The 26131-nt window shown below is 35.8% G+C and carries 26 protein-coding genes and 1 pseudogene; 15 read left to right on the top strand and 12 right to left on the bottom strand.

Annotated features, from left to right (window positions below; genetic code table 11):
- Nucleotides 1-51: 51 nt before the first annotated feature.
- Complete coding sequence (locus CA730_RS05355; protein WP_096664904.1) at nucleotides 52-900, bottom strand: M23 family metallopeptidase; 849 nt, start codon at nucleotides 898-900, stop codon at nucleotides 52-54.
- A gap of 172 nt (nucleotides 901-1072) precedes the next feature.
- Here CA730_RS05355 and CA730_RS05350 point away from each other — a divergent pair.
- Nucleotides 1073-1315: pseudogene (locus tag CA730_RS05350) on the top strand (hypothetical protein); the annotation flags it as partial.
- Between the two features lie 76 nt (nucleotides 1316-1391).
- On the opposite strand, the gene CA730_RS05345 reads toward CA730_RS05350, so the two are convergent.
- From CA730_RS05345 to CA730_RS05320, 6 genes are all read right to left on the bottom strand, one after another.
- Nucleotides 1392-3110, bottom strand: a complete 1719-nt coding sequence (locus CA730_RS05345; RefSeq protein ID WP_096664901.1) for a cation:proton antiporter — start codon at nucleotides 3108-3110, stop codon at nucleotides 1392-1394.
- A 396-nt stretch (nucleotides 3111-3506) separates the two neighbouring features.
- Nucleotides 3507-4967, bottom strand: coding sequence for an S-layer homology domain-containing protein (locus CA730_RS05340; protein ID WP_096664897.1), 1461 nt, complete (start codon nucleotides 4965-4967; stop codon nucleotides 3507-3509).
- A gap of 453 nt (nucleotides 4968-5420) precedes the next feature.
- Nucleotides 5421-5696 (bottom strand): type II toxin-antitoxin system prevent-host-death family antitoxin, encoded by a 276-nt coding sequence (locus CA730_RS05335; RefSeq protein ID WP_096671300.1) that lies wholly within the window; start codon nucleotides 5694-5696, stop codon nucleotides 5421-5423.
- A gap of 109 nt (nucleotides 5697-5805) precedes the next feature.
- The gene (gene hemB / locus CA730_RS05330; RefSeq protein ID WP_096664893.1) at nucleotides 5806-6783 is read right to left on the bottom strand and encodes a porphobilinogen synthase; all 978 of its coding nucleotides are present in this window, start codon (nucleotides 6781-6783) and stop codon (nucleotides 5806-5808) included.
- 404 nt (nucleotides 6784-7187) lie between these two features.
- The gene (locus tag CA730_RS05325; RefSeq protein WP_096664890.1) at nucleotides 7188-7547 is read right to left on the bottom strand and encodes a DUF4870 domain-containing protein; all 360 of its coding nucleotides are present in this window, start codon (nucleotides 7545-7547) and stop codon (nucleotides 7188-7190) included.
- 35 nt (nucleotides 7548-7582) lie between these two features.
- On the bottom strand, nucleotides 7583-8008 hold the full coding sequence (locus CA730_RS05320) for a Fur family transcriptional regulator (RefSeq protein ID WP_096664887.1): 426 nt from the start codon (nucleotides 8006-8008) through the stop codon (nucleotides 7583-7585).
- A gap of 214 nt (nucleotides 8009-8222) precedes the next feature.
- Here CA730_RS05320 and CA730_RS05315 point away from each other — a divergent pair, with 214 nt between their 5' ends.
- The 6 genes from CA730_RS05315 to CA730_RS05290 all read left to right on the top strand — a co-directional run bounded on the left by CA730_RS05315 (nucleotide 8223) and on the right by CA730_RS05290 (nucleotide 12661).
- Nucleotides 8223-8795 carry a peroxiredoxin gene (locus tag CA730_RS05315; RefSeq protein WP_096664884.1) on the top strand — a complete coding sequence of 191 codons (573 nt, stop codon included), beginning with the start codon at nucleotides 8223-8225 and terminating at the stop codon, nucleotides 8793-8795.
- Nucleotides 8796-9047: 252 nt separating this feature from the next.
- On the top strand, nucleotides 9048-9293 hold the full coding sequence (locus CA730_RS05310) for a hypothetical protein (RefSeq protein ID WP_096664881.1): 246 nt from the start codon (nucleotides 9048-9050) through the stop codon (nucleotides 9291-9293).
- Between the two features lie 346 nt (nucleotides 9294-9639).
- Nucleotides 9640-9903, top strand: a complete 264-nt coding sequence (locus CA730_RS05305) for a hypothetical protein (RefSeq protein WP_096664878.1) — start codon at nucleotides 9640-9642, stop codon at nucleotides 9901-9903.
- A 192-nt stretch (nucleotides 9904-10095) separates the two neighbouring features.
- Entirely contained in the window at nucleotides 10096-10305 is a 210-nt protein-coding gene (locus CA730_RS05300) for a hypothetical protein (RefSeq protein WP_096664875.1), read from the top strand.
- Nucleotides 10306-10399: 94 nt separating this feature from the next.
- Nucleotides 10400-11563, top strand: a complete 1164-nt coding sequence (locus CA730_RS05295) for a phosphotransferase (protein ID WP_096664872.1) — start codon at nucleotides 10400-10402, stop codon at nucleotides 11561-11563.
- A 15-nt stretch (nucleotides 11564-11578) separates the two neighbouring features.
- Entirely contained in the window at nucleotides 11579-12661 is a 1083-nt protein-coding gene (locus CA730_RS05290; RefSeq protein ID WP_096664869.1) for a T3SS effector HopA1 family protein, read from the top strand.
- A gap of 59 nt (nucleotides 12662-12720) precedes the next feature.
- On the opposite strand, the gene CA730_RS05285 is transcribed toward CA730_RS05290, so the two are convergent.
- Together CA730_RS05285 and CA730_RS05280 are read right to left on the bottom strand one after the other, a co-directional pair.
- Nucleotides 12721-13509: a peptidylprolyl isomerase gene (locus CA730_RS05285; RefSeq protein WP_096664866.1), complete on the bottom strand. Its 789-nt coding sequence runs from the start codon at nucleotides 13507-13509 to the stop codon at nucleotides 12721-12723.
- A gap of 304 nt (nucleotides 13510-13813) precedes the next feature.
- Entirely contained in the window at nucleotides 13814-15400 is a 1587-nt protein-coding gene (locus tag CA730_RS05280; protein ID WP_096664863.1) for a glucose-6-phosphate isomerase, read from the bottom strand.
- A 182-nt stretch (nucleotides 15401-15582) separates the two neighbouring features.
- Here CA730_RS05280 and CA730_RS05275 point away from each other — a divergent pair, with 182 nt between their 5' ends.
- From CA730_RS05275 to CA730_RS05250, 6 genes are all read left to right on the top strand, one after another.
- Nucleotides 15583-16716, top strand: a complete 1134-nt coding sequence (locus CA730_RS05275; RefSeq protein ID WP_096664860.1) for a branched-chain amino acid ABC transporter permease — start codon at nucleotides 15583-15585, stop codon at nucleotides 16714-16716.
- Between the two features lie 153 nt (nucleotides 16717-16869).
- Nucleotides 16870-17439 (top strand): Uma2 family endonuclease, encoded by a 570-nt coding sequence (locus tag CA730_RS05270; protein ID WP_096671298.1) that lies wholly within the window; start codon nucleotides 16870-16872, stop codon nucleotides 17437-17439.
- A gap of 65 nt (nucleotides 17440-17504) precedes the next feature.
- Complete coding sequence (locus CA730_RS05265) at nucleotides 17505-18290, top strand: ABC transporter ATP-binding protein (RefSeq protein ID WP_096664857.1); 786 nt, start codon at nucleotides 17505-17507, stop codon at nucleotides 18288-18290.
- A 34-nt stretch (nucleotides 18291-18324) separates the two neighbouring features.
- Complete coding sequence (locus CA730_RS05260; RefSeq protein WP_157750058.1) at nucleotides 18325-18498, top strand: type II toxin-antitoxin system HicB family antitoxin; 174 nt, start codon at nucleotides 18325-18327, stop codon at nucleotides 18496-18498.
- A 93-nt stretch (nucleotides 18499-18591) separates the two neighbouring features.
- On the top strand, nucleotides 18592-19950 hold the full coding sequence (locus CA730_RS05255; RefSeq protein ID WP_096664851.1) for a GTP-binding protein: 1359 nt from the start codon (nucleotides 18592-18594) through the stop codon (nucleotides 19948-19950).
- Nucleotides 19951-20367: 417 nt separating this feature from the next.
- The gene (locus CA730_RS05250) at nucleotides 20368-20622 is read left to right on the top strand and encodes a Calvin cycle protein CP12 (RefSeq protein ID WP_096664848.1); all 255 of its coding nucleotides are present in this window, start codon (nucleotides 20368-20370) and stop codon (nucleotides 20620-20622) included.
- A gap of 49 nt (nucleotides 20623-20671) precedes the next feature.
- Here CA730_RS05250 and CA730_RS05245 read toward each other — a convergent pair whose 3' ends face one another.
- Nucleotides 20672-21496 carry a TlyA family RNA methyltransferase gene (locus tag CA730_RS05245; RefSeq protein ID WP_096664845.1) on the bottom strand — a complete coding sequence of 275 codons (825 nt, stop codon included), beginning with the start codon at nucleotides 21494-21496 and terminating at the stop codon, nucleotides 20672-20674.
- A gap of 164 nt (nucleotides 21497-21660) precedes the next feature.
- Nucleotides 21661-22317 carry a DUF1361 domain-containing protein gene (locus CA730_RS05240; RefSeq protein ID WP_096664842.1) on the bottom strand — a complete coding sequence of 219 codons (657 nt, stop codon included), beginning with the start codon at nucleotides 22315-22317 and terminating at the stop codon, nucleotides 21661-21663.
- A gap of 479 nt (nucleotides 22318-22796) precedes the next feature.
- Here CA730_RS05240 and CA730_RS05235 point away from each other — a divergent pair, with 479 nt between their 5' ends.
- Nucleotides 22797-24524: a putative bifunctional diguanylate cyclase/phosphodiesterase gene (locus CA730_RS05235; RefSeq protein ID WP_096664839.1), complete on the top strand. Its 1728-nt coding sequence runs from the start codon at nucleotides 22797-22799 to the stop codon at nucleotides 24522-24524.
- Between the two features lie 25 nt (nucleotides 24525-24549).
- Nucleotides 24550-25641 (top strand): hybrid sensor histidine kinase/response regulator, encoded by a 1092-nt coding sequence (locus tag CA730_RS05230; RefSeq protein WP_096664836.1) that lies wholly within the window; start codon nucleotides 24550-24552, stop codon nucleotides 25639-25641.
- Here CA730_RS05230 and CA730_RS05225 read toward each other — a convergent pair.
- Nucleotides 25585-25971, bottom strand: coding sequence for a response regulator (locus CA730_RS05225; RefSeq protein WP_096664833.1), 387 nt, complete (start codon nucleotides 25969-25971; stop codon nucleotides 25585-25587). The genes CA730_RS05230 and CA730_RS05225 overlap by 57 nt on opposite strands.
- Nucleotides 25972-26131: the final 160 nt, after the last annotated feature.

Below are 26131 nucleotides of genomic sequence, written 5' to 3'. Positions count from 1 at the left end.
ACATCAGGTATTTGTAATGAAATCATCAATTACATAAAGAGGTTAGTATTTTTATTTCCCTAAACCATGAGAAGTGAGAAAACTATCCGCACGAATTTGACTACCATTGCGCCAAATCTCTATTTTTTCTGGGCTAATTAAGTAGGAAAAAGTACCATTTTCTGCCTGATATTTGTTATTATCAACTTTCCATGCCCGAATTTTTAACACTTGACTGGGTTCTTGCTTCAATTTCCCCAAATAAAATAACTGACCATTTTCTTCGCAAACTTTTATACTAACTGTTGCCGTCTCCCCATTCATAACTGTAGTCCCACGACAATCAGTATTATTACTTGCATGTGAAACTGGTTGTGGAGTTGGGGTAACTGGTTGATTTACTGATGTTTTTGCGATGGTGGCGGACGGTAATAAACTCAGAGGATTACTAGCTAAACGACCATCTGCATAAAATTCAAAATGCAAATGAGGGGCGGTGCTATTGCCTGTTGAACCCATTTCGGCAATAATTTGACCTTGTTTGACCTGTTGACCTTTACTCACTAATAAACGGCTATTATGTCCGTAAACCGTCACATTGCCATTAAGATGTTTAATTTCGATAAAATTGCCTAATCCCCAATCATCCCAACTAGCTTTCACAACTTTACCAGCAGCAGCAGCCAAAATCGGAGTCCCTTTTGCAGCAGCAATATCAATTCCCTCATGTTGATATTTACGGAAACCTTGAGAAAGCACACCCTGAGTAGGCCAAATTAAGTTAGTAGCAGGTGCAGACATGGGGTTAATTAGAGAAACTGTTTGAGTTAAAGCTGGAGATATCTGACTCAACACCAGATTGCAAGATATTAAACTTATTAAAGCGTAATTACAAAAGCGGTAGATATTAACTTTTTTCATCAGTTTCTAGCCTCATAGTTGCTATAGCAGCGAAAAGAAGTCAAAGCCGACTACTGTAAATGGAGAAATGCTATAGTTATTTGCTATTTCAGTCTCAAATGTGTCATATCAGGACAATTAGCTGGTTAAATTTACAACTCGTGCAAACTTACTTATTAATTATAGATTTTGTATGACGAGAGAAGCCCATGACCAATTTGCAAAAGAATATCTAGAGGAATTATTAAAACCTTTAGGTCAAGTAGATATTGGTAAAGACGTAAAAAGCGAAGTTAGAGAAATAGATATTTGGTTTGTTCCTAATAAATCAAAACCTGTAACTTCCGATTTAGGATTATTAGTGAAAATGGCAGTTACAAGCTGTCTATTTGAACCTTTTCGCAATCCTCCCAATGAAATGACAATTAGAAGTTGTAAGTAGGTGAACAGAAAAATTTAATGGATTTAGGGCTACACTCAAAGATATATATTTGGCATAAAGATGTCTATTATTACTCAGGTCTAACACTTAAATATCTATCTTTACGAATAGTATTGATCACAGTTTGGATGTAACTGTCTCCTGCGCCCAATGTTCTTAGTAAATGATTTCCTAGCTCTAATGCTGCTTCAAATTCAGGTTGTACTACTTCTTTCGCACCCATTTGAACTAAAATATCAATTTCCTTATTACTGTGTGAACGAGCAATTACATCTAAATCAGGGGCAATAGTTAAAGCATTTTTCAAAAGTAAGCGGGTACTGGCAGGATCTGGAAGGGCGATCGCTAAAGCTTTGGCTGTTTCTAAATGTGCTTTTTCTAATACTAACTCCGAATCTGCATCACCAAAAATATAAGGAATTTGGCGCATTCTTAATCTTTGTACAGATGCTTCGCTATTTTCAATTACTACAACTGGATATCCTTGGCTTTGTAATATGCTAACAATTACTTGCCCAACTCTACCATAACCTGCTACTACTACATGACCAGTAATTATTTCTGGCATAGATATTGTTTTTGGTACAGAAAAGCGTTGTAAGAACTTTGCTAGGAAGGGGTTTTGATTTAGATAATCGGCAATTAAAGGTGCAATTTTGAGTGATAAAGGTGTAAAAATGAGTGTAATTGCTGTTGTTCCTAATAATAAAGAATAGGTTTGTGGAGATAGCAATTCTAATTTTAAACCAGCTAAGGCTAATACAAAAGAAAATTCACCAATTTGGTTAATTCCCAAACTGACGATAATGGCATTTTTGAGAGAGTAGTCAAATTTTAAAACAATGCCTAAAATAATTGCTGCTTTCCCCAACATAACCAAAGCTACAAGTTCTAAAATTATGCCAAAATTGTTGATCAAAATAGCTGGATCAATCAGCATTCCAATGGATGCAAAAAACAAACTTGCAAATGTATCTCGCAACGGTAAAATTCTGGCTAATGCCTGGTCAGCATAATCAATTTCCGATATCATTAAACCAGCCACAAATGCCCCCATGGCAATGGAAAGACCTAAATATGCAGTTGTTAATGCAACTCCTAAGCATAAGGCAATTACAACCAAGAGAAATAATTCATTACTTTCTGTAGCGGCAATATTACTTAAAACCCGGGGAACTATCCACAGACTTAATATAATTGCGACTACTGCAAACAGGGCAATTTTGACTAAAGCAAAGCCTAGTGCTACAGCAATATTTTCGGGTTGTTGCAAAGCAGGAAGTATTGCTAACATCACACCTAAAGCTAAATCTTGAGCAATTAAAATTGCTAACATAATTTGGCCATGCACGGTATTAGTTTCACCCTTTTCGGTGAGTGTTTTTAATACTATTGCTGTGGAAGAAAGAGATAAAACTGCTCCTAAGAAAATGCCTTTTGTAATTCCAGAAGCCCACCCTGTGGAGAGGGTTACTATTGTTACTAAGGTAATTGTTAAACCAATTTGTAGTAAACTGCCTTTAATCGCAATTTCTTTAACTCGTTTTAGGTCTGCTAAAGAAAATTCTACACCTAAGGCAAACAGTAGGAAGGCGACACCAATTTCTGCTAAAGATTTAATATCAGCAACGTTGCTTAATAACTTTAAACCAAAAGGTCCAATAGCAAAACCACTTACTAAATAACCAAGTATCACAGGTTGATGCAACCTATGGGACAAAAATCCTCCTAATGCCGTAGCGACTAAGACGATTGTTAAATCCAGAATTAGACTATGCTCTGTTTCCATATTCTGTGTTTTGTTGTGTTATCAACTTATGTCAATCACTTTTTAGAGTAACTTGAGTTGGTAACAATCAACATCTACACCTGGATAGCTAAGTTGTAAGCATTCAGCCATCAGCTATCAGCAAGAGTTGAATTGATCAGCATTCTGAATATCCAGTTTTAGCTGACTGCTGACCACTGATAGCTGAATGCTTCTGATGTCAGTCTCCCCACTTCAAAACCCCTAAAATCCGGTTTTAGCTGAATGCTTACACTAAGTTGAAAAAGTAGGTAAGGAACAAGGCTAGTACAGGTCGGCGGAAATAAATAGACCATTCCAAACTACTGGAAAGCTGATTGTATATTCGTTTTGACTTTTGACTTTTGACGAACGCCCTGCGGTACTAGGTTAGGCAGTTTATTTTACAGGTAAATCTGCCACTTCTCCAGCACTCACCATTGCCTTGTACAATAAAGCACAAACATCTGCTCTGGTGGCAACTTTTTTAGGATTTAGTAATTTCTTATTGGGATAATTAGTAATTACATTATTTTCTGTTAAGGCGGCGATAAAATTACGATGTTCGTTTCTAATACTAGAAGCATCACTATAAACTGAAAGGATATTTGCTGTTGAACCTGTAAATTTATAATTCAATCCTTTGGCCAAAGTTATTAAAACATCTAGGCGGTTCAGCTTTTGTGTGGGGTTAAAGTTTTTGCTGTTGAGAATAGTAAAAAAGCCCATTTCGTAAGTTTCTCGAATGGCATCATAAGCCCAATATTGCTTAGGAACATCTTTAAAATTAATTGCTTCTCGAACTTTACTTTTAATAAAGACTTTTTGTAATAATGCTGCTAATTCGGCACGAGTTACAGGTGCATTCGGACGGAAAGTACCATCTGGAAATCCACCAATTACTTCTATTGCAGCCAATTCAGAAATATATTCCTTAGCCCAATAGTTTTTGGAGATATCAGAAAATGAGACTTGAATACCTTTGGCTACACCTATTTGCCGATATTCACTTAATAATTTGCCAAGTTCAAAACTGGAGTTTGCACTAATTGGAGTCAATCTTACCAAACTACCAGGATTAGCTGTTAAGGCTTTTGCTAAGGTAGAATCAAAGGCATTGATAGATTTACCCACTACAGCAAAATCACCTTCGCTAAAGGAAGTCGGATAAGTGCCTGTGGTGGCAACTTTGGCAAATCCTGCGGCTTGATATTGGACAATATTAATCTTTTCCGAACTATTCAGGAAAGTAACTTTTTGGTTATTAACTTCCGTGAAATAATCGTAGGCATTGGTATTATCAACAATGCTATCATTATTGACATCAAAACCATAAAAGGTGCGAACTACTTTGTTTTCTGTAGGATTAGCGGATAAAATCAAGTTAACCGCAGTATTTTCCGGCAAACAAACAAATTCACTGTAACCAATGAAGCGATTATTAGTGTCATATAAGCGGATAACGATGCGATCGCCTAATTTGAATCCTTTAACAAACTTAGCCTTTTGCTTAATCTTATATTTATAATCACCTAAAAACCTTTCTTGACGGTATTTATTACCATATTTACTCTTAATAGAAACACGGGCAATTACTTCTTTGATTGTTCCCCCAGGTTGCCATATATAAAGCGTAAAGGCTGATTTCTTCTCTGGTGAAAAACTCGTACTAACGGGAATATCAATTGCTTCACCTTCAGATTGACCTATCAAAAGTTGCGTTTGTGGAGAATTACCTAACTTTGATGCAACTGGGGAAGAAAGTCGTGATACTGCTAATGCAGAAGATATTGGCGATAATGCGACAAAAGAAACGGCTGTAACAACCAGCTTACTCCAACTTAAATTAATGGGATTCATAGTATTTTATCTCGCACCTGGCCAATGGACTAATGTTCTCTAGCTCAAAAACTTTTGATCCTAGTGAACCGTACTGGTAACACAGGGCATTTTATATTACTTTTGTCAAAGAAGCAAAAAGAAGACAATTACCCATAACCAGTTTCAATGTGAATAAGCTATTACACACGGCGAAATTCACAAAATAAATGTAGTTATTAACACAGGCTAATTTTATGAATCTTGCGTAGGTAGCGGTTTAATGTAGCTTGGCGCTTTATCTGAGGTCTTAATCATAATTTCTACCTTAACACCCGTTAGTCAAAATCAAATCAGTAGAGGTGTTAACACCGAATTAGATGCTAAAGGTCTAACCAGTTCTCAATTGTTAAGTTTTGAAAATTGGCGTAATCTGCAACATTATTGCGTAATGGTTCTGAGAGGATATTAGTATCTAAAAGAAAGAGCATAAAATTAAAATACGACCTCTCTTCCAGGTGATTTATCACGCACCCCTGCAAAAATTTCATCGGGGTTAATTTCCGCTGACTCTACATTATATTCCTGACGAAATTGTTCTATAGATTCCCCAAAACTTGGTATTTTATTTAATAATCTTTCATATTCAGCGGTAGAAATAATCACAGCAATTTGTTTACCTGCTTGGGTAATTTCGATTTGTTCACCTTGTTGAACTTCCTGAATCATTTTATTGAAGTTGACGGGAATTTGTTCAATTGAATATTGCATAAGACATAAAAAATTATCTTGTACTTTATCCAAAATACCAAAAATCTCACGCCCAAACACAAAAACCCTCTCCGCGCCTCTGCGCCTCTGCGTGAGATAATATTCTAACTTACAACCACCGAGCCGCATCCTTAGCGTGGTAAGTCAAAATTAAATCAGCACCAGCCCGTTTAAAGCCAGTCAAAGTCTCCATAACCACACGCTGCTCATCAATCCAACCATTTAAAGCCGCAGCCTTCACCATCGCATATTCACCAGATACATTGTAAGCAGCCACAGGTAAATGAGTAGCTTCCTTAACGCGCCAGATAATATCCATATATGCCAAAGCTGGTTTTACCATCAACATATCAGCACCTTCAGCAATATCTAACTCAATTTCTTTCAGCGCTTCACGAGCGTTACCGGGGTCCATTTGGTAAGTGCGTCTATCTCCAAATTGCGGTGTTGAGTCAGCAGCATCTCTAAATGGCCCATAATAAGCCGAAGCATATTTAGCAGCATAAGACATAATGGGGATATCTTCAAATCCCGCTTCATCCAAACCTGCGCGAATAGCTTGCACAAAACCATCCATCATCCCCGAAGGTGCGATAATATCTGCACCGGCTTGAGCTTGGGAAACAGCGGTTTTCTTTAATAATTCTAAAGTTGGGTCATTTAAAACCCTACCTGTTAAATCACCCACTTGTAAATAACCACAATGTCCATGACTTGTATATTCACATAAACAAGTATCAGCCATGACAATTAAATCAGGAACGGCATTTTTAACTGCGGTTGCTGCTTTTTGGACAATGCCACAATCATGCCATGCCCCGGTAGCATCTATGTCTTTATCTGCCGGAATTCCAAATAAGATAATTGCCGGAATTCCTAAGTCATAAACCTCTTTAGCTTCCTCAACAATCTTATCTACTGAAAGTTGATAAACACCGGGCATAGATTTGACTTCCTTGGCAATACCTTCTCCTGGTACAGCAAACAATGGATAAATCAAATCGTTAGTAGTTAAAACGGTTTCACGTACCATACGGCGTAATTGGGTATGGCTACGCAGACGACGAGGGCGATGTATAGGAAACATAAATTTTGATCACTGATTTAACGGATTTAAGGATTTCACGGAATGAAGGATTGTATTCGTAAATAAAGGAGTTTAAATTCCTTTTTAAACGCGAATAGTGTGCGGTAGGCAAACTTTTTTTTCACTGAATGAAACAAAAAAGAATGCAATGGACACAGAATAAAGCGTCACAAAAGCAAGTTTCTAGCTTGCTCTATTCAGACAAACTACAAGCAGTGCTTTAACTGTCTTTTGCCCTACTGTTGATGAAGCTGTGGGGCAATTTTATATTTTACAACTTGATAGACATTTGCTTATAACAAATTTGCAAAAAACAATCTTAAAAAATCATGCAATTAATTTTGGTAAGTTGTTTAATCAAAAGTCTATGATTAATTAAATTACCATATTTTCCCAGATTTGATCTAAAGAACTCGAAAGATAAACGGATAACGACAAGGTTGATCAGGATTACTAAAAACACCAATTAGCGCCCAAATTGTCAATCCCCAGTGCAGGATATAACCTAAACCTGCCAGTGGGAACAAGATGAATAATGGTACAATCAACCAACCAATCAGAAAAAACAATGCCCCTAGAATTGATCCATATAACCAAACATTAAAGTGGAAATTGATAGATTCTTTGGCATTGTCTTTGACGACAGGATCATCTGATACAAAGAGTATGGCTATAGGTAATCCAATGGAGACAATGGTGGTGCTAAAAAAAATTGCTCCATGACACAATGCTGATAATAATTTACGTTTATCGCTGTCGTACATTGTTTGCTCCTATGCAATTCTAGTTAATTATTATATCAAATATGGGTGCGGCAAGCATCGCACACTCCCTCAACTGTTACTTCATACCGTTCTACTTTTAACCCCTGTCGCAGTTGACTAAGATCAATATTTGGGAAAGTATTCCAGTTGATATCTTCAATCGCACCACAGCAGTTACAGCGAAAATGATGGTGGGGGGCAACGTTAGCATCATAACGAGATACACCTTGCTCTAATAGCACTTCTCGCACCAAACCTACCTCTCGTAGTGCCTGGAGTGCCGCATATACGGTTGCCTGAGAAGAAGTGGGTGCTTCTTGATTCAAGTCTCTCAGAATTTGATCAACCGTCGGGTGATCTTCTCTTGCTAAGAGGTTGGCATAAACGCCAAATCTCTGGGGTGTGACTCGCAACCCTCTATTTTTAAGGGTTTTGATAATATCATTAGCTTTTGGCTGCATAGGATTTACTTAGCTATATAAAGATATAAACTCCTATTATAACTTTTCCTTTTTAAGAACTAAGCTTTTTTAAAAAATACATTATAAAATAAGTATTTATAACTATTGACTAATTCCTAAATCAGAATTATTCTGATTTACAAGATGAGCTACTGATGCCCTAAGCAAAAGCAGCAACACGAGTTAAAATCTTCCATCGAAAAAAGAGGTATTTATGACTGCTATTACTCACGTTCCAAATGTAGTATTCAAGACTCGTGTTCGGGATGAATCTATAGGCGGACCCAATCCTTACACTTGGAAAGATGTCACCACACAAGAAATTTTTGCCGGTAAGAAAGTAGTATTATTCGCTCTCCCCGGTGCTTTTACTCCTACCTGTTCTTCTACACATTTGCCTCGCTATGAAGAACTGTTTGAGGAATTCAAAGCGCAAGGTGTTGATCAAATCATTTGTTTGTCAGTTAATGACGCATTTGTAATGTTCCAATGGGGCAAACAACAAGGTGCTAAGAATGTCTTCTTGTTACCAGATGGTAGTGGAGAATTTAGCCGCAAAATGGGAATGTTAGTTGATAAATCTAACATCGGTTTTGGAATGCGTTCTTGGCGTTATGCAATGGTTGTTAATAACGGCGAAATTGAAAAAATGTTCATTGAACCTGGTTTTGAAGATAACTGTGGTAGTGACCCCTTTGAAGTATCTGATGCGGATACTGTTCTTGCTTACCTCAAAGGTGTAGAACGTCCTGCTGCGATCGCACCTCGTTTAGCATTTGTTGGTTAATTACTAAAGCTAGAAAGAAATTTCCACCTTTTGACAGAGGTTGATAGTTTTTAATTCATCTAAGGCAAGGGAAGTTACTTTTAGGAAACTTTCTTTGCTTTTTTTGTTTTCATGGACAAAACACCCTTATTTGGGTCTAATAAATTAGTTTCAAATCATTTATTTTGTCAGATACTATTCCAAAATATAAGAGCAGGATAAATTTTTAGCCTGATTCCATGCAAATGGAGTATTCAAGGAGGTGAATGAATAGTGAAAATCACAATTTCTGAATTAGAACTGAGGATTTCAGAACCGATTCTGGATGAACTGACACCTTGGGAAATGAAGACTCTTAAGGGTGGTTACACGATGAGAAAAGACAGAAGAAATCCGCCAATAACCACTAATACAACTGATCTTTCAACACTATTAAAGGAACTAGACAGTAGTATGGAACAGTGGAAAATCAGTCTCAAAGATACAACAGATAGTTTGATAAACAAGTTTGATTTTTAATATCTGTTGTGAAAAAATTCAATATTTTCCGGATTTTCGTGTGTTTTCAGAGTTAGTAACCTGAAGATGCACGATTTTTTATTTAGTAGGGGTTCATCAGTGCTAAACCCGAACGAAGGATATCGAGCTTTCTGCCAATCTGTCAGTCTTATTTAATTAGCTAAATCCCAGAATTTACGCTTTTAATAAAAGACAGAATGCAGATATTTGTGTCTTTTTTACTGGGTTCAAAGCCTTGATTTTTCTGTTTCTGATGAATAAAAATAGTTGTAACGGTTAAGGAAACACCAACTTAACCAATTCACAAATTCCCACTTACAAAAGACAAGTTTTCTTGGAGGAAATTATGGCAAGTATTACTCTTTCTCAATTAAATGTAACTGGTTCTGAATTATTTCAAGATTCCGAAAGCTATCTTAATGATTTGAATGATGCAGCTTCTGTATCAATCAACGGTGGTGGTAGCGGTTTTAGCGATTTTGGTGTTTATGGCGATTTTGGTGTTAAATACTTGGAATTCTTAGTTGATGGATATGCGATCGCTAGTATTAAGCATATTGCTAAATCCTTCAGCAACGATTCCCACACTGGTGGTGGCTACGGCTACTAATTACTTGGCTTTGTAGTCAACTACAAAGCCCATACAACCATCCAGGGTTAAAAAGTAAAAACAAATCTATGTTATTAACATCAGATTCGTTACTAATAATCCTGGATAGTTAATAAAATTGGATCTGATATTCAAACTGGTGGGGTACATAAATTTGCAGACATAAAAATTTAATTTTTGTAGAGGTAAGAAATGGCTAATGTGACAATTTCTGATCTACATAATGCTCATGGAAAAAAGTTTATTATCAATCTAGATGATATGGACTCTATATCTATCTTTGGTGGTGAATATAATGATGTTCATCAAATACTTAATTATGGTGTGAAGGCGTTGGAATTTGTCTTGGCTATCTATGCTATAGATACTATCTCATTATTAACAAGGGCATTTAAAAAATAAATAATTTTCCATTTATTACGTTAATGATTTACCTAAATCTAGAAATTGACTAAACAACAGGGATTTATTGCACATATTATTATCATTTGAAATCATGCCATTTCTCATAAGTTCTAGTAATGTTTTCAACTACCTGATTGAAAACAAAATTTGTCAGCCAGAAGAGCAGTCATTAAGTAAAATAGAACTTAAATCTGCTAAAAACTTTAATTTATTAATTAGTTTATCAGATGGTCATCAACTCTTAGTAAAACAAGAGCGTTATGATCGAAATGGCAAAACTTTAGGTGAATTTATAGATGAGTGGAAAGTTCATGATTTTTGCCAAAAATTTCCAGAAACAAGTCATTTACGAGCATCTTTATCAGAAGTAATTCATTTTGACTTAGAAAACTCTATTATCGTTTTCAATTATCTCAATAACTATCAAGATTTGGCGGAATTTTACGCCAAAAATCAGGATTTTTCTCCTGAGATTTCTCAATCAGTTGGTACGACGATTGCAGCCATTCATAGCCTGACAATAAACAACCAAAGCTACCAAAATTTCTTGGGAAATTCTCTAATATTTCAAAATATTACCAAAGGATTAGATAGAATTACACCACAAATATTTGGTCAACTTCCGGCTGATGGTTTAAAGTTTTTTGCTCTCTATCAACGTTACGATAATTTAGGAAAAGCAATTGCACAATTAAATCAGGCTTTTACTCCCTGTTGTTTAATTCATAATGATCTGAAACTCAATAACATTCTTTTATCTTTGAACTGGGAAACAGAAATTGAGGAGAAATTACCTGGAAATAAAAATATCGTCCGACTAATTGATTGGGAAAGAGGTAATTGGGGAGATCCTGCTAATGATTTGGGGACCATAATCGCTAGTTATCTGCAAATTTGGTTGTATAGCATAGTCTCTAGTAAAACTATACCAATTGAGGAATGTTTGCGTTTAGCAGCTATTCCCCTATCAATGATTCAACCTTCTTTATCTACATTAGTTACGGCTTATTTAACTACTTTTCCAGAAATTTTAGAACTGCGTCCAGATTTTTTAGAATTAGTGATGCAATTTAGCGGTTTAGCTTTAATTAAAGCTATTCAAGCTAGACTTCAACATGAAAAAACTTTTGATAATTCAGGTATTTGTATTCTCCAAGTTGCTAAGAGTTTATTATGTCGTCCTCAAGCATCTATTCCTACAATTTTGGGAATGGAATTGTCAACAATAACTGCTAGAAATTTATCTCTTGTTTAGAGAAGGAAAGTTTATATGCAAGTATTAGATTCTGTTTATAGTCAACTTGTTCAACTTCCAAAAGAATTACAAACAGCGCTGCAAAATATTGTTGATTATTTGGAAATTGAGTCATTTTATGCTATTAAGCATCCAACTTACAAATTATTAGAATTGCCAGAATCATTAATCGCTCGGTTTAAGAATTTATCCTTAGATATTCAAACAAAACATTTGAGTATCCAATTGCGTAATTTTCTTTATAGTGCTTATTACAATGGTTCTTGGGATAACTACCCTAGTGCTGATACTCAAATAAATAATCTTAGTAATAATAGCTTGTTTGGCATGGATTTGGAATTTTACGAAAGACTACATAGAAGTAATACAGGTAGAGGTTATTGGAGTAATAATTGGTTGGTAGTTGAGGAAGAAGAAGATAGTTGTTTAGCAGTACAAAAAAATGGTTTAACTTTGCATATTGAGCGGGATTTATATTTATCAGAAGTTGATAAATCAGCTAATGTTGGGGATTTAGTGGCAATTAAAATGCCTAAAAATCTAGTTCAGAATGGATTCTATATGGCAGTGTCTAATTTAGGTACTCAAGACAATCAAGATATTGTCAGAATCTATTTTAATTTATCCTCTGAAGGAGCAGTATCGGTGATGGAGAATGTGACTAGAGAATTCAATAATATGCAAGTTGCTTTCTCTTTTAAAGCTCTCTATAATCCTGATCAATATAGACGTTATGATTCAGCAGTGCTGTATTTTAATAAACATGAATATAAAACTATTTACCCGATTTTAAAAAAGATATATTTAGAAAATCAAGATAGCTTTTCTCAACAAGTACCGTTGTTTACTAAGCAACTAGCACCAGGGTTAGGTTGTGCGGAAGAACCAACCAATAAACTGGCGGAAAAAGAAAGTTTTGGGACTAATCGTTGTCAAATGATTGCTAATGGTTTAATTGCTGCTTGGCAAGCTGGAAATAATCATCCTGACAGTCGTATGATGGCTATTTTGGAACAATTTGCCTTCCACAAAATTAATTTACAATATCCTTATCTTAATGCTTATTCAGAGGATATTTATACTACTTTAGATGGATGATACTAAGACCTCATATCCCCGACTTCTTTAATAAGTCGGGGATCTAACTCTTGGCAATTTTAACTAGCTTCACTAAATATTTGTATTGGGGAAGGGGGAGAATTTATTTCATCTCCTAATGTGGCGACAATTTCTAATTTATTAATTTGCTCTTTTAACCAATTAGTAAATAAATCTCCAAGAATTGCTACGCGCATTTGTTCATTCAATTCGGGGGCAATGATTTCTTCAACTATGATGATATGGACTCCTTTGGGTGTAATGACTGGTTTAATAATTTCTGGGGGATTAGCTGCAAAAACTGCGGCAGCAATTTCTGGTCTAAAATCACTACGTTTGCGGATACCTTGATATCCTCCAGCGCGACGAATTTCGGGATTTTCGATATATTGACGAGCTACTTCTTGAAAACTAATTTCTCCTTCTTGAAGAGCATAAAATATTTCTAAAGCTAGATCTTCATCATCTAATATTATTTCATAGGTAACTGCCCCGCTGTAATCAAGTTGGTGAGCATAAAAGAATGGTTCAACTTTCTCGGCAAATAAATGATGAGCTAATTTTGCCGATAGGAGATTGATGTTTGCGATTTCTTCAAAGTTATCTAAGGTAAGATAATGTTTTTGTAACCATTCCCAGGTGTCTTCTGCTTTAATCAGGTTGTTAGCTAATCGTAAACTATCTGCGGTTTGTTGTAATTCTGCTATTTCGATGGTAATACCTTCTTTTTCGGCAGTTTCTGTAATAATTGTTCTGGTGGCGATCGCGTCTAATAAACTAGGGAGTTGACAAGATATTTTTAGGTGATAAATAATATCTTCGGAGGATATTTTCACAATATTAGACATGATTTAATCTCCTTGATTTACTAATTTTATTAAAAATTATTTTGAAAAAATAATATTTCAAGAATAATTAACCGCAGATGAACGCAGATAAAGATGGATGAATTAATGGATTTAATAATTTTGTGCTGACTCCTGACTCCTGCTATAGCGTATCTATCATATTTACCTGATATGTTATTTTCTTATCTCTATCTAATGATACTTTTAATATTTTTGATAATTTATAGCAGGGAAATTTAAAAACAAAAAACAAGATACCCGACTTCTTAAAGAGGTCGGGTATCTAAATTGGGGATCTAAATTTTTAGCCTAGAGAAACAGTTAAGCTTCCAGGTTTAGCAAAATCACCAGTTAATACTACACCCCGATTATTGGTGTGTAAATGACGGAGAATTTTGTAAATTGCTTCCACTTCTTCAGTAGCACCGGACATCTCTGCAAGTTCAGAAATAGAAAGTGCTTTTTTCTGGGTTTGTAACACTTCTAAAACTCGTTTTTGTAAATCGAGAATCACAGCGGCAGCTTTTTTACCAGCTTCCACACCTGGTTGATGATAAGCATTGACATTTACTAAACTGGCATATAAACCCACAGCCCGTTCATACAATGCAATTAACGCGCCAACTGTGCGAGCATTAACTTGAGGGATGCTGACTGTAATCGAATCGCGGTTATTCTCATACAATGCTTGACGAGTTCCTAACAAGAAACCACAGAGATAATCACCGGAAGTCACTCCAGGATCAACTTCTGCGGATTTTCCTTGACGATCTTCTAAAACTTCAATTAAGGTGGCAAAGAAATTGGGGACACCTTCGCGCAATTGTTGCACATAGGCGTGTTGATCGGTTGAACCTTTGTTACCATAAACTGCAATCCCTTGAAATACAGTTTTCCCATCTAAATCTTTTTCTTTACCCAAAGATTCCATGATGAGTTGTTGCAAATAGCGGCTAAATAGCAACAGGCTATCTTTGTAGGGGAGGACTACCATATCTTTTTCACCTTTGCCATTTCCTGAGAAATACCAAGCAAGGGCTAATAAAGCGGCTGGGTTGTTTTTGAGATTGGGGACGCGGGTGGCATCATCCATTTCTTTTGCACCATCCAGCATGGCACGGATATTTATGCCCTGTAATGCCGCAGGTACTAGCCCTACAGCGGACATTTCTGAGGTACGTCCACCTACCCAATCGTACATGGAAAACCGGGCTAACCAATTTTCAGCTTTGGCGACTTGATCCAGGTTGCTATCTTGTCCGGTAATCGCAACTGCATATTTAGCAAAGTCTAATTTTTGGGCTGTGTAGGCTTGTTTGACCTCAATCATGCCGTTGCGAGGTTCGGGTGTGCCTCCAGATTTGGAAATGACTAATACCAAGGTTGTGGCTAGTTTATTGCCAATTTGGGCAAGAACCCGGTCAATTCCGGTGGGGTCGGAATTGTCAATAAAGTGAATTTGTAGGGCTGGTAAATCGGGAGATAGGGCTTGGGCGACAAATTGCGGACCCAAGGCTGAACCACCAATACCAATGGAAATGATATCTGTGAAGCGGCATTCCTTGGGGGGATGAATTGCCCCGGTGTGTACCTGGTCGGCAAAAGCTTCGATTTGTTCTAAGGTTTGAACTATTTCTTGGGTGAGTTCGGGGGTGGGGGCTAAATCTGGATTCCGCAACCAGTAATGTCCTACCATGCGGTTTTCGTCGGGATTGGCGATCGCCCCTTTTTCTAATTCCACCATATCCGCAAACGCTTTCTCGAACTTAGGTTGTAACGATGCCACAAACCCATCATCAAAACGCATCCGACTGATATCTAAATACAGTCCTAATCCTGGATGAAAATACAACCAGTCCTGGTATCGTTGCCAAAGTACCCTAGAATCCATAGGGAAATCTCAAATAAAGTGTTGGTCAAACACAAGTTTAATGTATGCTTTTGGCGATCCCTGCTTTGTCTTATACAGTTTTTAATAGAATAACGGATATAGGGGGGTTTCAGTTTATATTGCGTTACATTAACGGCTGATAACTGACAACTAAAACATGACCAATGACAACTAACTAAACTATGATCGAATATCTGATTTTTCTCGCCATTTCTACCGCCACCTTCGCCCTGTTCGGACTAGGACTCAATCTCCAATGGGGTTTTACTGGTTTAATTAACTTTGGTCATATTGCTTTTATGACTTTGGGTGCGTATACGACGGTTTTATTAAGTCTCAAGGGCGTACCATTACTGCTATCGGCGGGAATTGGGGCAATTGTTGCCGCAATGCTTGGTTTATTAATTGGCTTTGCAACTTTGCGGTTACGCGAAGACTATCTTTCAATTGTCACCATTGGTACAGGTGAATTAATTCGATTAATAGTCAATAATCAGGATTTACCTGTAGGTAATACGTGGATATCGGGATCTTTCGGTGTGCAAAGTTATGTTATCCCTTTATCAACAACTCCCAATTTATTTTTCCGCTTGGTGATGATTGGGGTATTAACTTTATTAACAGGAATCACATTACTTTCTCTATGGCGTTGGATGCGAAATGCTCAAATTTCTGCAAGTAATAATACAGTCAGAAATAGTAGTCTTAAGCAAGAATTTATCTCTCGGTTAATAGTCGGAATTGCTTTAGGGTTATTAGCTGCTGCAATTTATATTTCTGGTGTGATTGGACTCTATAATTATAATCCCAAAGCCGGGTTAATGTTGTTCATACTATTAATGTTAGCTTTTGTCTTTTGGCGGGTAGAAATTTTAGTGCGATCGCCTTGGGGAAGAGTGCTAAAATCTATTCGTGAAGATGAAGAAGTCCCCAAAGCATTAGGCAAAAACGTCTTTTCCTATAAACTCCAATCATTAATGTTAGGCGGGGCAATTGCTGGTATTGCTGGATCATTTTTCGCTTGGCAACTAGGCGCAATTTACCCCGATAACTTCCAACCTCAACTCACATTTGATGCCTGGATTATGGTAATTTTAGGTGGCTCTGGCAATAATCTAGGAACTATTTTAGGTGCGGTCATTTTCTTTGCCTATGATGCCCTCACTAGAGAATTTTTACCCAAAATTGTTCCCCTAGATGTAGAACGCATTGGTGCATTTCGGATCATGTTTATTGGCTTACTTTTAATGGTGTTGATGATTTGGCGACCTCAAGGTATTTTAGGGAAAAAGGAGGAACTGACTCTGGGTAAATAATTGGAAGTTGGTGATTAAAAATATCAGCAGTTTTCAAGAGGGAACAGGGAACTTCAGAAGAGTATGGGACTTAGGAATAAAACCCGATTCAGAAAAAATTATGGGTTTCATTGTTAAAATAGTTGATACAAGCCGTTTATGGGAGAAATAGCTATGACAGTTGCAACTGCTAACAAGATGACTTTTGAGGAATTTCTTAATTATGACGATGGGACAGATAATTTATATGAATTTGAGAACGGAGAATTAATTCCTATGCCTTCTGAAAGTGAGCTAAATTGTCGGATAGCGATGTTTTTAGTGGCCTATTTTCTGAAATTAGGTATTCCATATTATCGGTTAAGAATGAAAACAGAAATTGCTGTGAATAGTCGGCAGGTGGGGGTGCGTGTTCCTGATTTGGTGGTGTTTTCTGAAGAATTAGCTCAGGTGATGCAGGGGGCTACACGCTCACTAATTTTAATGGATATGCCGCTGCCTTTGTTGGTGGTTGAAGTAGTAAGTCCAAATCAGGAAAATCGTGATTATCGTTATAAGCGTTCTGAGTATGCGGCGCGGGGAATTACTGAGTATTGGATTGTTGATCCAATTGGGCAAAAAGTGACGGTTTTGGAATGGGTGGAAGGTTTTTATGAGGAGCAAGTTTATAGAGGAGATGATATGATTTGTTCGCCTCTATTTAGTGATTTAAAGTTAACTGTAGCTGAGGTCTTACAGGGATAAAATTTGATCAACTCCGACAATTTTTATTTGATAACAATAATTAAAAACCAACAAAAAACCTAAAAATGGTAAATAATATCGAATCACCCCAACTACCTCTTTTAGCTGCAACTGGACTTTGTAAAAATTTTGGCGGCATTAAAGCAGTTCAAGAAGCTAATATTGAAGTGATTAAAGGTAGCATTACTGGGTTAATTGGTCCCAATGGGGCGGGGAAAACTACTTTATTTAATTTACTCTCTAATTTTATTCGTCCCGATAAAGGGAGAGTGATTTTTGATGGTGAACCCATTCATCAATTACAACCATACCAAATTGCCCAACAGGGATTAGTGAGAACCTTTCAAGTTGCCAGGGCTTTATCAAAATTATCAGTATTAGAAAATATGTTACTGGGGGCGCAAAAACAAACCGGTGAGAACTTTTGGCAAGTGCAATTTCAACCCCACATTGTTGCTAAAGAAGAAAAGCAACTAAAAGAACGGGCAATGTTTTTGTTAGAATCTGTAGGCTTAGAAAAAAAAGCCGCTGATTATGCCGGTGGTTTATCTGGGGGACAGCGGAAACTTTTAGAAATTGGTCGGGCATTGATGACCAATCCTAAGTTAATATTACTAGATGAACCTGCTGCTGGCGTAAATCCCAGATTAATTGATGAAATCAGCGATCGCATTCTAGCTTGGAATCGTCACGACGGCATGACATTTTTAATTATTGAACATAACATGGACGTAATTATGTCCTTATGTGATCGAGTTTGGGTATTAGCTGAAGGACAAAATCTAGCCGTTGGTAGTCCCACAGAAATCCAAAATAATACCAAAGTCTTAGAAGCATATTTGGGACAATGATATTATATTAGATATGCCCAAAAAAATTAGAGAACTGAAATATACAATTGTTATTCAATGGTCAAATGAAGATAAATGTTATGTAGTCTCATTACCAGATTTTACAGATATTATGCAGCCTTGTACTCATGGAGACACTTATGAAGAGGCTTTAAAAAATGCTCAAGAAGTTTTAGAAATGCTGATTTCATCTTATTTAGAAGACTGACAACCAATACCCGAACCGCAAATTATCGGCATTAATTAGATCCCCGACTTCTTAAAGAAGTCGGGGATCTGAAAATACAGAATCCAGAATCCTATGAATCGTAACCTACAAGAAACCCATTTAACCCGCGCCCGTGCTAGTCTTAGACAAGCATTATCTTGGTATGGATATCTCCGTAAATCGGGACAACTAGCCGCAAATCCAGAATTAGCAAGTTTGCTAAAACCAGAAATAGAAACTTTAAATACCACACTCAATAAATTAGATGCAAATGTCATTAGAATTGCGGCTTTTGGTTTAGTCAGTCGCGGAAAATCAGCAGTATTAAATTCTTTATTGGGAGAAAAAATTCTGCAAACCGGACCCCTAAATGGTGTCACTCAATGGCCACGTTCTGTACCTTGGAAACCCGGAGATAAGGTATTAGTCGAATTAATTGATACCCCCGGTTTAGATGAAATTGCCGGAGATTCACGGGCGCAAATGGCACGAGACGTAGCGCGTCAAGCTGATTTAATATTGTTTGTGGTTTCTGGGGATATTACGAGAACTGAATATCAAGGATTATTAGAATTACGTCAAGCCCAAAAACCTTTAATTTTGGTATTTAATAAAATTGATTTATATCCCGATACAGACAAAAATGCAATTTATAAAAATCTTCAACAATTAGGGGCAGGAAATACCCAAAATCAGCCATTGTTACCCGATGAAATTGTCATGATATCGGCTGAACCTGCACCAATGGAAGTGAGAGTAGAATATGCAGATGGAAGCTTTACTTCTGAATGGGAAACACCGCCACCGCAAGTAGATGAATTAAAGCAAACAATCTTAAATATATTAAATCGAGAAGGACGATCTCTTTTAGCCTTAAATGCACTAATTCAAGCTAGAGAATCCGAAGAAAATATTGCTCAAAAAACCGTTCATATCCGCGAAAAAGAAGCAGAAGATATTATTTGGAAGTTTAGCCAATATAAAGCCATAGCTATTGGCTTAAATCCTATTGCTTTTTTAGATATAATTGGTGGTTTAATTACGGATTTAGCCTTAATTCGGGCATTAGCTAAATTGTATGGTTTACCCATGACTAGCTATGAAGCCAGTGAATTATTAAAAACAATTTTATTTAGTTCTGGTGGTTTATTATTAAGTGAAATTGGCAGTAGTTTTATATTAGGTTTAGGTAAAAGTGCCGCAGCTATAGGCAGTGGTGATAATCCTTTTAATATTACTACTTTTTTCGGGAGTGCGATCGCCCAAGGTGGGATTGCCGGTTACGGTGCTTATACAGTCGGTAAAGCCGCCCAGTTATATCTAGAAAAAGGCTGTACTTGGGGACAATTGGGCGCTAATACCGTCATTCAGGAAATTTTATCTCAAGTTGATAAAAACACGATTTTGTATCGCTTACAGCAAGAATTAGGCGGTAATTTTGGCGAATTTTGAGAGATGGTATTTATTATCTAAAATTGGCCTTGCTGATAGCAATATTGAGGCATGAAAGTCAAAAATTCCATCTTTCAAACTCTTACTCTTTGCGCCTCTGCGCCTCTGCGTGAAACAAACCTTCGTAAATTATCACGTCAGGGTTATCTCACCATAGAATCAAAAAGTATATAAACTAACTAAAAATAATTACTTGAATTGTTACTCTGAAAAAGAGTTTACCAACCATGAGTAATTCTCTTCATTAGCAATTCTTAAAGTTCCTAATTAAGTAGGTGGGCGTTAAAAATTGTCGCTGGGGCAAGGGAACAGGGAACAGGAAGAGAGTTTTGAGTGATTTTACTTTTCTTCACATACCTTTAAATTTTTCTGTTCACCTACTTAACCTTTATCTCCACTAACAAAGGTAACATTATTATGGTCTCCATAAACGAAGTTATCAATGGTAAAAAAACCATTGAAGCAGCAATTCTTGAAGCTATTACGGAAGCGCGGACAACCTGTACAGAAAATGGCAATAATTCCCCTAATTGTGCAGTAGCTTGGGATATTGTCGAAGAATTGCAAGCCGAAAAAGCCCATCAAAAACAAGCAAAACACCGCAAAACAGCCTTAGAAGACTACTGCGAAATGTATCCAGATGCCTTGGAGTGTTTGATTTACGATCTTTAATTTATATCAGGGTTTAGTATTGCTAAACCCCCACAAAATTGATTATTCATCATTTTTTCCCAAACTCCTGAATTACTTCTTTAGTAATTTCTTGAATTGCTGCTAATGTTGGGGGTATGATTTCCCTTTCCATTCCCAACCATAAAAGATATTCAATATTTCCCGCAGGTCCTGTTATTGGTGACCAAGTTAAACCTTGATATTTCCATCCTATTTCTAAAGCCCCTTTCATAACATTAAAAATTGCATCAGCTTGGTCATCAGGATCGCGGACAACACCTTTTTTACCGATGCGAGACTTGCCAACCTCAAATTGAGGTTTTACCAGCAATACAGCCTCTCTGGGAGCTTGTGTTAATTGCCATACCGCCGGCAAAATTTTGGTTAAAGAAATAAACGAAACATCCACAACTATCAAATCAGGAAATATGGCATTTTCAGCATATAATTCCTCTGGTTGTAGTTGACGTAAATTGGTACGTTCTTTTAAAACTACTCGTTGATCATTTCTGATTTTCCAATCAACTTGTCCATAACCAACATCTACACCATAAACTTGTTTTGCACCGGCTTGTAATAAACAATCAGTAAAGCCTCCAGTGGAAATTCCGCCGTCTAAACAAATCCTATCAGTTACAGAAATCTCAAAAAATTCTAAAGCTTTAGCCAGTTTTTCCCCACCACGAGAAACAAAAGGAGGACGTTCTTTAACTTGAATTTGGGCGGTAATATCAACTTCTGTGCCGACTTTATCAATCTTATGTTGATTTACAGTTACTTCTCCGGCTTGAATTAGCCGTTGTGCTTGTTGACGGGAAGCACATAATCCCAAATCTACTAATAATGTATCTAATCGTTGTTTAACTAATTTCACTTTTTATATTTGTTTACATTTGCTTTTTTATTTTAAATCTAAATAGGAAATTTTTGTTGATATCCCCAAATTCTTAAAGAAATAAGACTCTTTGTGAGGAATCCGGGGTAAAGCCTGTAGGGGCGGGGTTTCCCCGTCCTCAATTGTATTGCTGTATTATGTCATTAGTTAATATTATGAATATGATGATCATTTAGTTGTGAAGTATTACCATTGTTAACAAAACCCAAAGTAATTCGTTTCATAAACCAATACAAACCCCAAAGAATTACAAAAGTAATCGTAATAATGACTAACGGCTGTTTACCAAGTATTTCCTCTACACCTTTCGTGATTATCGCATCTGGTTGAGTAATAAAGTCCCAACTGTTAAACCGTAAAAATCGTCCCCAATAAATACCAACAGCAGAAAGAGCATGAGTCATCAATTCAACAGAAAAAATCCATTTGCTTTTACCAGTTCGGTGTAAATAGTAACCCAAATTTATCAAAGATATAACATAGGCTTCAAATCCACCAAAAATGACTACAAAATACACAGGTATTAACACTAATGTAATCATCCATACTGATTGAACTCGCCGGATATCATCTATTAAATGAATAACATCAGTTAATAAGTAAGGTGCATTTGGTAAAAAAGCATAGAAACTCAAAAATCCTAGCCACCAAATCCATGAACCTCCGCGTTTTTTGCGAAATAGCCAAACACTTAAAGCTAAAGGAATAAAAGCCAAAAATAAATTCCAAGTCATCCACCGCAGATTAACTTGTAAAACATGGAAAACCGTTGTTATTAATTCAATCACTTCTGCTTTCATAGAATTGAAATGTGTAGAATAAATGTTATTTTTTTCTTTACACAATATTTGCAGTTGTTGAGTTTTGACAACTCTAAAAACATTGTGTGTAAGACTCTATTTTAGATCACAGTTGCATAAAATGGTTGTTTTTCAGAATTTTGGCTTTTACGTATTTTTTACGGTGATTGAGGATTTATCATAACTAAACCTTGATGTGGCAAGGTTGATTAGGAATTATGGTGATTTTTTCAGGGCTTTCCATCGGTTGAGATGTACAGGGATTCTTATACCATATATTTTATACGGTTATTTTTGCAAAATACATAAATTAAATATAATTACTGATTTATGCAACCTTAGTATTAACTAAATTACAGAAATAGAATAATTTCTGATTTATGAAGATTCAAAAATCACTAGAAAATGTTACAATTAGGTATTAATATAGACAAGTTAAGCAATCTAAATTTTCTACCCTTTATTTCACATAAATGTATATGAATACAATTTTGATTATTGAAGATGAGCGTCAAATCAGAGAAAACATTCAGGAGATTCTTGAACTACATGGGTTTATTACCGTCACTGCAGAAGATGGATTAGAAGGTTTACGCATGGCAGAGAAACATCACCCAGATATAATTCTTTGCGATGTAATGATGCCTAATCTAGATGGATATGGATTGATTGAAGCACTACGTCAAAAACCATTGACTGCGGAAATTCCTTTTATTTTTCTGACTGCTAAAGCAGAACACCGTGATCAGCGTCAAGGTATGCTACTGGGTGCGGATGACTATTTAACTAAGCCTTTTGAGGTTAATGAACTACTTGAGGCTATTTCTACAAGATTAGAAAAACGTCAACTATTAACCCAACGTTATAAAACTCAGATTCAGCAAATGGAAACTGAGATATATGATCTAGTTCGTCATGATAGTTTAACTGGTTTACCCAATCAACTTTTTTTAGAAGAGTATTTTAATCAAAACCGTCTTCAAGCTTACAATCAAAATCAATTTTTACCGTTGTTGCTAATTGACATAAATTTCGTCTATCACACTAAGTTATTATTTAAACCCAGTTTTAAACACTTATTAATGAAGGATGTAGCTGCACAATTAAATAAGCTAAACTCTTCTAATCAGACTATTGATTTCATGGCTTATTTAGAAACTGACCAACTAGCATTGTTGTTAAAGCCAGTCCAAGATGGAAGTATTGCGGCTGATATTTCTCAACAAATTTTAGATAGTTTGTCACAACCTTTAATTGTTAATGTTAATGATCAGGAAATATCTGTGCAAGCTAAAATTGGGATTGCTTGTTATCCAAATGATGCACTGCAATTAGGAGAACTGCTAACTCATGCAGAAGTAACCCTAGAGCATTATAGATTGGAAAATGGTAATTTTTATCGTTTTTATAATCAAGAAATCCTCGATGTTGTCTTTAGAAAACTTATTTTAGAATCTGATTTTTTACAGGCAATTGAGAACAAAGAATTTCAACTTTATTATCAGCCACAAATCAATATTACCACTGAGAAAGTGGTTGGTGTTGAAGCATTGATTCATTGGCAACATCCAGAATACGGTATAATTTCTCCAGCAGAATTTATTCCTATTGCTGAACAATCAGGTTTTATTATTCCTCTGGGAGAATGGATTTTAAGAAGAGCTTGTCAGCAATTGAAAAATTTACAAGCAGAGGGACTAGCTAATTTTAAATTAGCTGTAAATATATCCCCTTTTCAGTTTACACAAGAAAATTTCGTTCAAAATATTAATGATATCATTACCAACGAAAATTTTAACCCAGAACTATTAGAATTAGAACTCACAGAAACTGTGTTTATTCAAGATATTGAACTTGTGAAGGAAAAAATAGATATGTTAAAGAATTATAGAATTCAAGTATCAATTGATGATTTTGGTACAGGGTACTCATCGTTTAAATATCTGCACGAATTTTCGTTTAGTCATTTAAAAATAGATCGGTATTTTATTAGCAATGTTGATAAAGTTGAAAATAAACAGTGTATTCTACAAAGTATTATTCAGTTGGCAAATACTTTGAAGGTTAATATTATTGCTGAAGGAGTAGAAACAAATGAAGAGGTAAATTGGTTGAAACAAAATAATTGTGAGGTTATTCAAGGATATTTTTTAAGCCGTCCTTTATCAATAGAGGATTTGAAAGTTTTTTTATTAGCTAATAACTAAATATTTAGGAAATCAGGAAAATACAATGAAAACAATTTTAATTATTGAAGATGAACCTCAAATTAGAGATAATCTTCGGGAAATATTACACTTATCAGACTTTGATACATTAGTTGCAGAAAATGGGTTACAGGGTTTAGAATTGGCTAAAGATAAACATCCTGATTTAATTATTTGTGATTTGATGATGCCTGAGTTAGATGGATATGGTGTATTAACTCAACTGCGTCAGAATAGTGATACTGCAACAATTCCTTTAATTTTCTTAACTGCTAAGTCAAATTGGTCTGATTTACGTCGAGGCATGGAACTTGGTGCTGATGATTATTTAACTAAGCCTTTTCAGACTGAACAATTGCTGCAAGCAATTACTACTAGATTGGATAAACAAGCAATATCTGACCAACAAACTCAGGAAAAATTGAATACTTTAAGTAGAAGTATTAGTTTTTCATTACCTCATGAAATTAATACTCCTCTTAATCATATTCTAGGAATATCCAATTTATTAATTGAGGAGTATGATATTCTTTCTAGAGAAGAAAGTTTAGAAATGATGGCATCAATTAATAAAGCTGGTAAACGTTTACATAAATTAACTATAAATTTTCTTATGTATGCAGAAATAGAATTATTGGTATCTAATTCTGAAAAAATAGCAGCTTTAAGAAACTATGGAGTCCAAGTTTTCGTAAAATCAATTATTGAAAATACAGCTTTAAATATTGCCAAAAATTTTAATAGGGAGGCAGATTTAAGTATTGATATATCAGATGCAATGGTGAAATTATCGGCAGCTAAATTGACTAAAATTACTGAAGAAATTATTGATAATGCTTTTAAATTTTCCCAACCCAATACACCTGTAAAAATCATAGGACATAGTGATAATGATACTTTCCATCTATTTATAATTGATCACGGACGTGGTATGACTCAGGAGCAAATTAGTAATGTTGGAGCTTATGCTCAATTTGAACGTAAAATGTATGAACAGCAAGGTTCTGGTTTAGGGTTATTAATTGCTAAAAGGTTAGTAGAACTGCATGGAGGAGAGTTTTTAATTGAGAGCATATATAAGAAGCAAACTATTATTAGAATTGTGCTTCCTCAATAGGTGACTATTACAGATACAGCAGAAGTCAGAAGTAAAACTGGCCTGCTGTCTTTGTAGGGTGATATAATCTACAGCACCTAAACTTAAACCTTTGACTTTATCCACAGTATCAGCTAAAGCCGTCATGAAAATTATCGGAATACCCTGAGTCAGGGTATCAGATTGAAGTTGCTCACAAATTTCAAATCCGCTAATATCAGGTAACACAATATCTAGCACGATTAAATCAGGAATACTCATCTTTACTTGTGGGATGACATTTAGACCATTTATCTCCGTCTCGACCTTGTAACCTACAGTTAGGCAATTTTTCCAAAATTTTTTCCTTATCCCCTAGCTCGATCCAGTTGGATTCTGTCGAATATTAACTTATGAAGTCTCTTATGAAATCAGTATATACTGTGAAAACAAAATAATAGCGATCGTAGTTAATAAACAATGAAACCTGTAATACTTCCCCTAGAGCTATTTGTAGAGCCATTGTATCTTC

The organism is Dolichospermum compactum NIES-806 (assembly GCF_002368115.1).
Lineage (GTDB): Bacteria > Cyanobacteriota > Cyanobacteriia > Cyanobacteriales > Nostocaceae > Dolichospermum > Dolichospermum compactum.
The sequence above is the reverse complement of the archived record's forward strand: the minus strand, read 5'-3'. Positions and strand labels throughout refer to the sequence as shown.

What these genes read in the sequence shown, in the direction of transcription:
- CA730_RS05340 (WP_096664897.1), bottom strand. Translation starts at nt 4,967, where the DNA reads ATGAATCCCATTAATTTAAGTTGGAGTAAGCTGGTTGTTACAGCCGTT.
- CA730_RS05285 (WP_096664866.1), bottom strand. Translation starts at nt 13,509, where the DNA reads ATGTCTAATATTGTGAAAATATCCTCCGAAGATATTATTTATCACCTA.
- CA730_RS05300 (WP_096664875.1), top strand. Translation starts at nt 10,096, where the DNA reads ATGGCTAATGTGACAATTTCTGATCTACATAATGCTCATGGAAAAAAG.
- CA730_RS05235 (WP_096664839.1), top strand. Translation starts at nt 22,797, where the DNA reads ATGAATACAATTTTGATTATTGAAGATGAGCGTCAAATCAGAGAAAAC.
- hemB (WP_096664893.1), bottom strand. Translation starts at nt 6,783, where the DNA reads ATGTTTCCTATACATCGCCCTCGTCGTCTGCGTAGCCATACCCAATTA.
- CA730_RS05265 (WP_096664857.1), top strand. Translation starts at nt 17,505, where the DNA reads ATGGTAAATAATATCGAATCACCCCAACTACCTCTTTTAGCTGCAACT.
- CA730_RS05280 (WP_096664863.1), bottom strand. Translation starts at nt 15,400, where the DNA reads ATGGATTCTAGGGTACTTTGGCAACGATACCAGGACTGGTTGTATTTT.
- CA730_RS05305 (WP_096664878.1), top strand. Translation starts at nt 9,640, where the DNA reads ATGGCAAGTATTACTCTTTCTCAATTAAATGTAACTGGTTCTGAATTA.
- CA730_RS05255 (WP_096664851.1), top strand. Translation starts at nt 18,592, where the DNA reads ATGAATCGTAACCTACAAGAAACCCATTTAACCCGCGCCCGTGCTAGT.
- CA730_RS05230 (WP_096664836.1), top strand. Translation starts at nt 24,550, where the DNA reads ATGAAAACAATTTTAATTATTGAAGATGAACCTCAAATTAGAGATAAT.
- CA730_RS05250 (WP_096664848.1), top strand. Translation starts at nt 20,368, where the DNA reads ATGGTCTCCATAAACGAAGTTATCAATGGTAAAAAAACCATTGAAGCA.
- CA730_RS05345 (WP_096664901.1), bottom strand. Translation starts at nt 3,110, where the DNA reads ATGGAAACAGAGCATAGTCTAATTCTGGATTTAACAATCGTCTTAGTC.
- CA730_RS05270 (WP_096671298.1), top strand. Translation starts at nt 16,870, where the DNA reads ATGACAGTTGCAACTGCTAACAAGATGACTTTTGAGGAATTTCTTAAT.
- CA730_RS05320 (WP_096664887.1), bottom strand. Translation starts at nt 8,008, where the DNA reads ATGCAGCCAAAAGCTAATGATATTATCAAAACCCTTAAAAATAGAGGG.
- CA730_RS05355 (WP_096664904.1), bottom strand. Translation starts at nt 900, where the DNA reads ATGAAAAAAGTTAATATCTACCGCTTTTGTAATTACGCTTTAATAAGT.
- CA730_RS05325 (WP_096664890.1), bottom strand. Translation starts at nt 7,547, where the DNA reads ATGTACGACAGCGATAAACGTAAATTATTATCAGCATTGTGTCATGGA.
- CA730_RS05290 (WP_096664869.1), top strand. Translation starts at nt 11,579, where the DNA reads ATGCAAGTATTAGATTCTGTTTATAGTCAACTTGTTCAACTTCCAAAA.
- CA730_RS05335 (WP_096671300.1), bottom strand. Translation starts at nt 5,696, where the DNA reads ATGCAATATTCAATTGAACAAATTCCCGTCAACTTCAATAAAATGATT.
- CA730_RS05315 (WP_096664884.1), top strand. Translation starts at nt 8,223, where the DNA reads ATGACTGCTATTACTCACGTTCCAAATGTAGTATTCAAGACTCGTGTT.
- CA730_RS05275 (WP_096664860.1), top strand. Translation starts at nt 15,583, where the DNA reads ATGATCGAATATCTGATTTTTCTCGCCATTTCTACCGCCACCTTCGCC.
- CA730_RS05295 (WP_096664872.1), top strand. Translation starts at nt 10,400, where the DNA reads ATGCCATTTCTCATAAGTTCTAGTAATGTTTTCAACTACCTGATTGAA.
- CA730_RS05240 (WP_096664842.1), bottom strand. Translation starts at nt 22,317, where the DNA reads ATGAAAGCAGAAGTGATTGAATTAATAACAACGGTTTTCCATGTTTTA.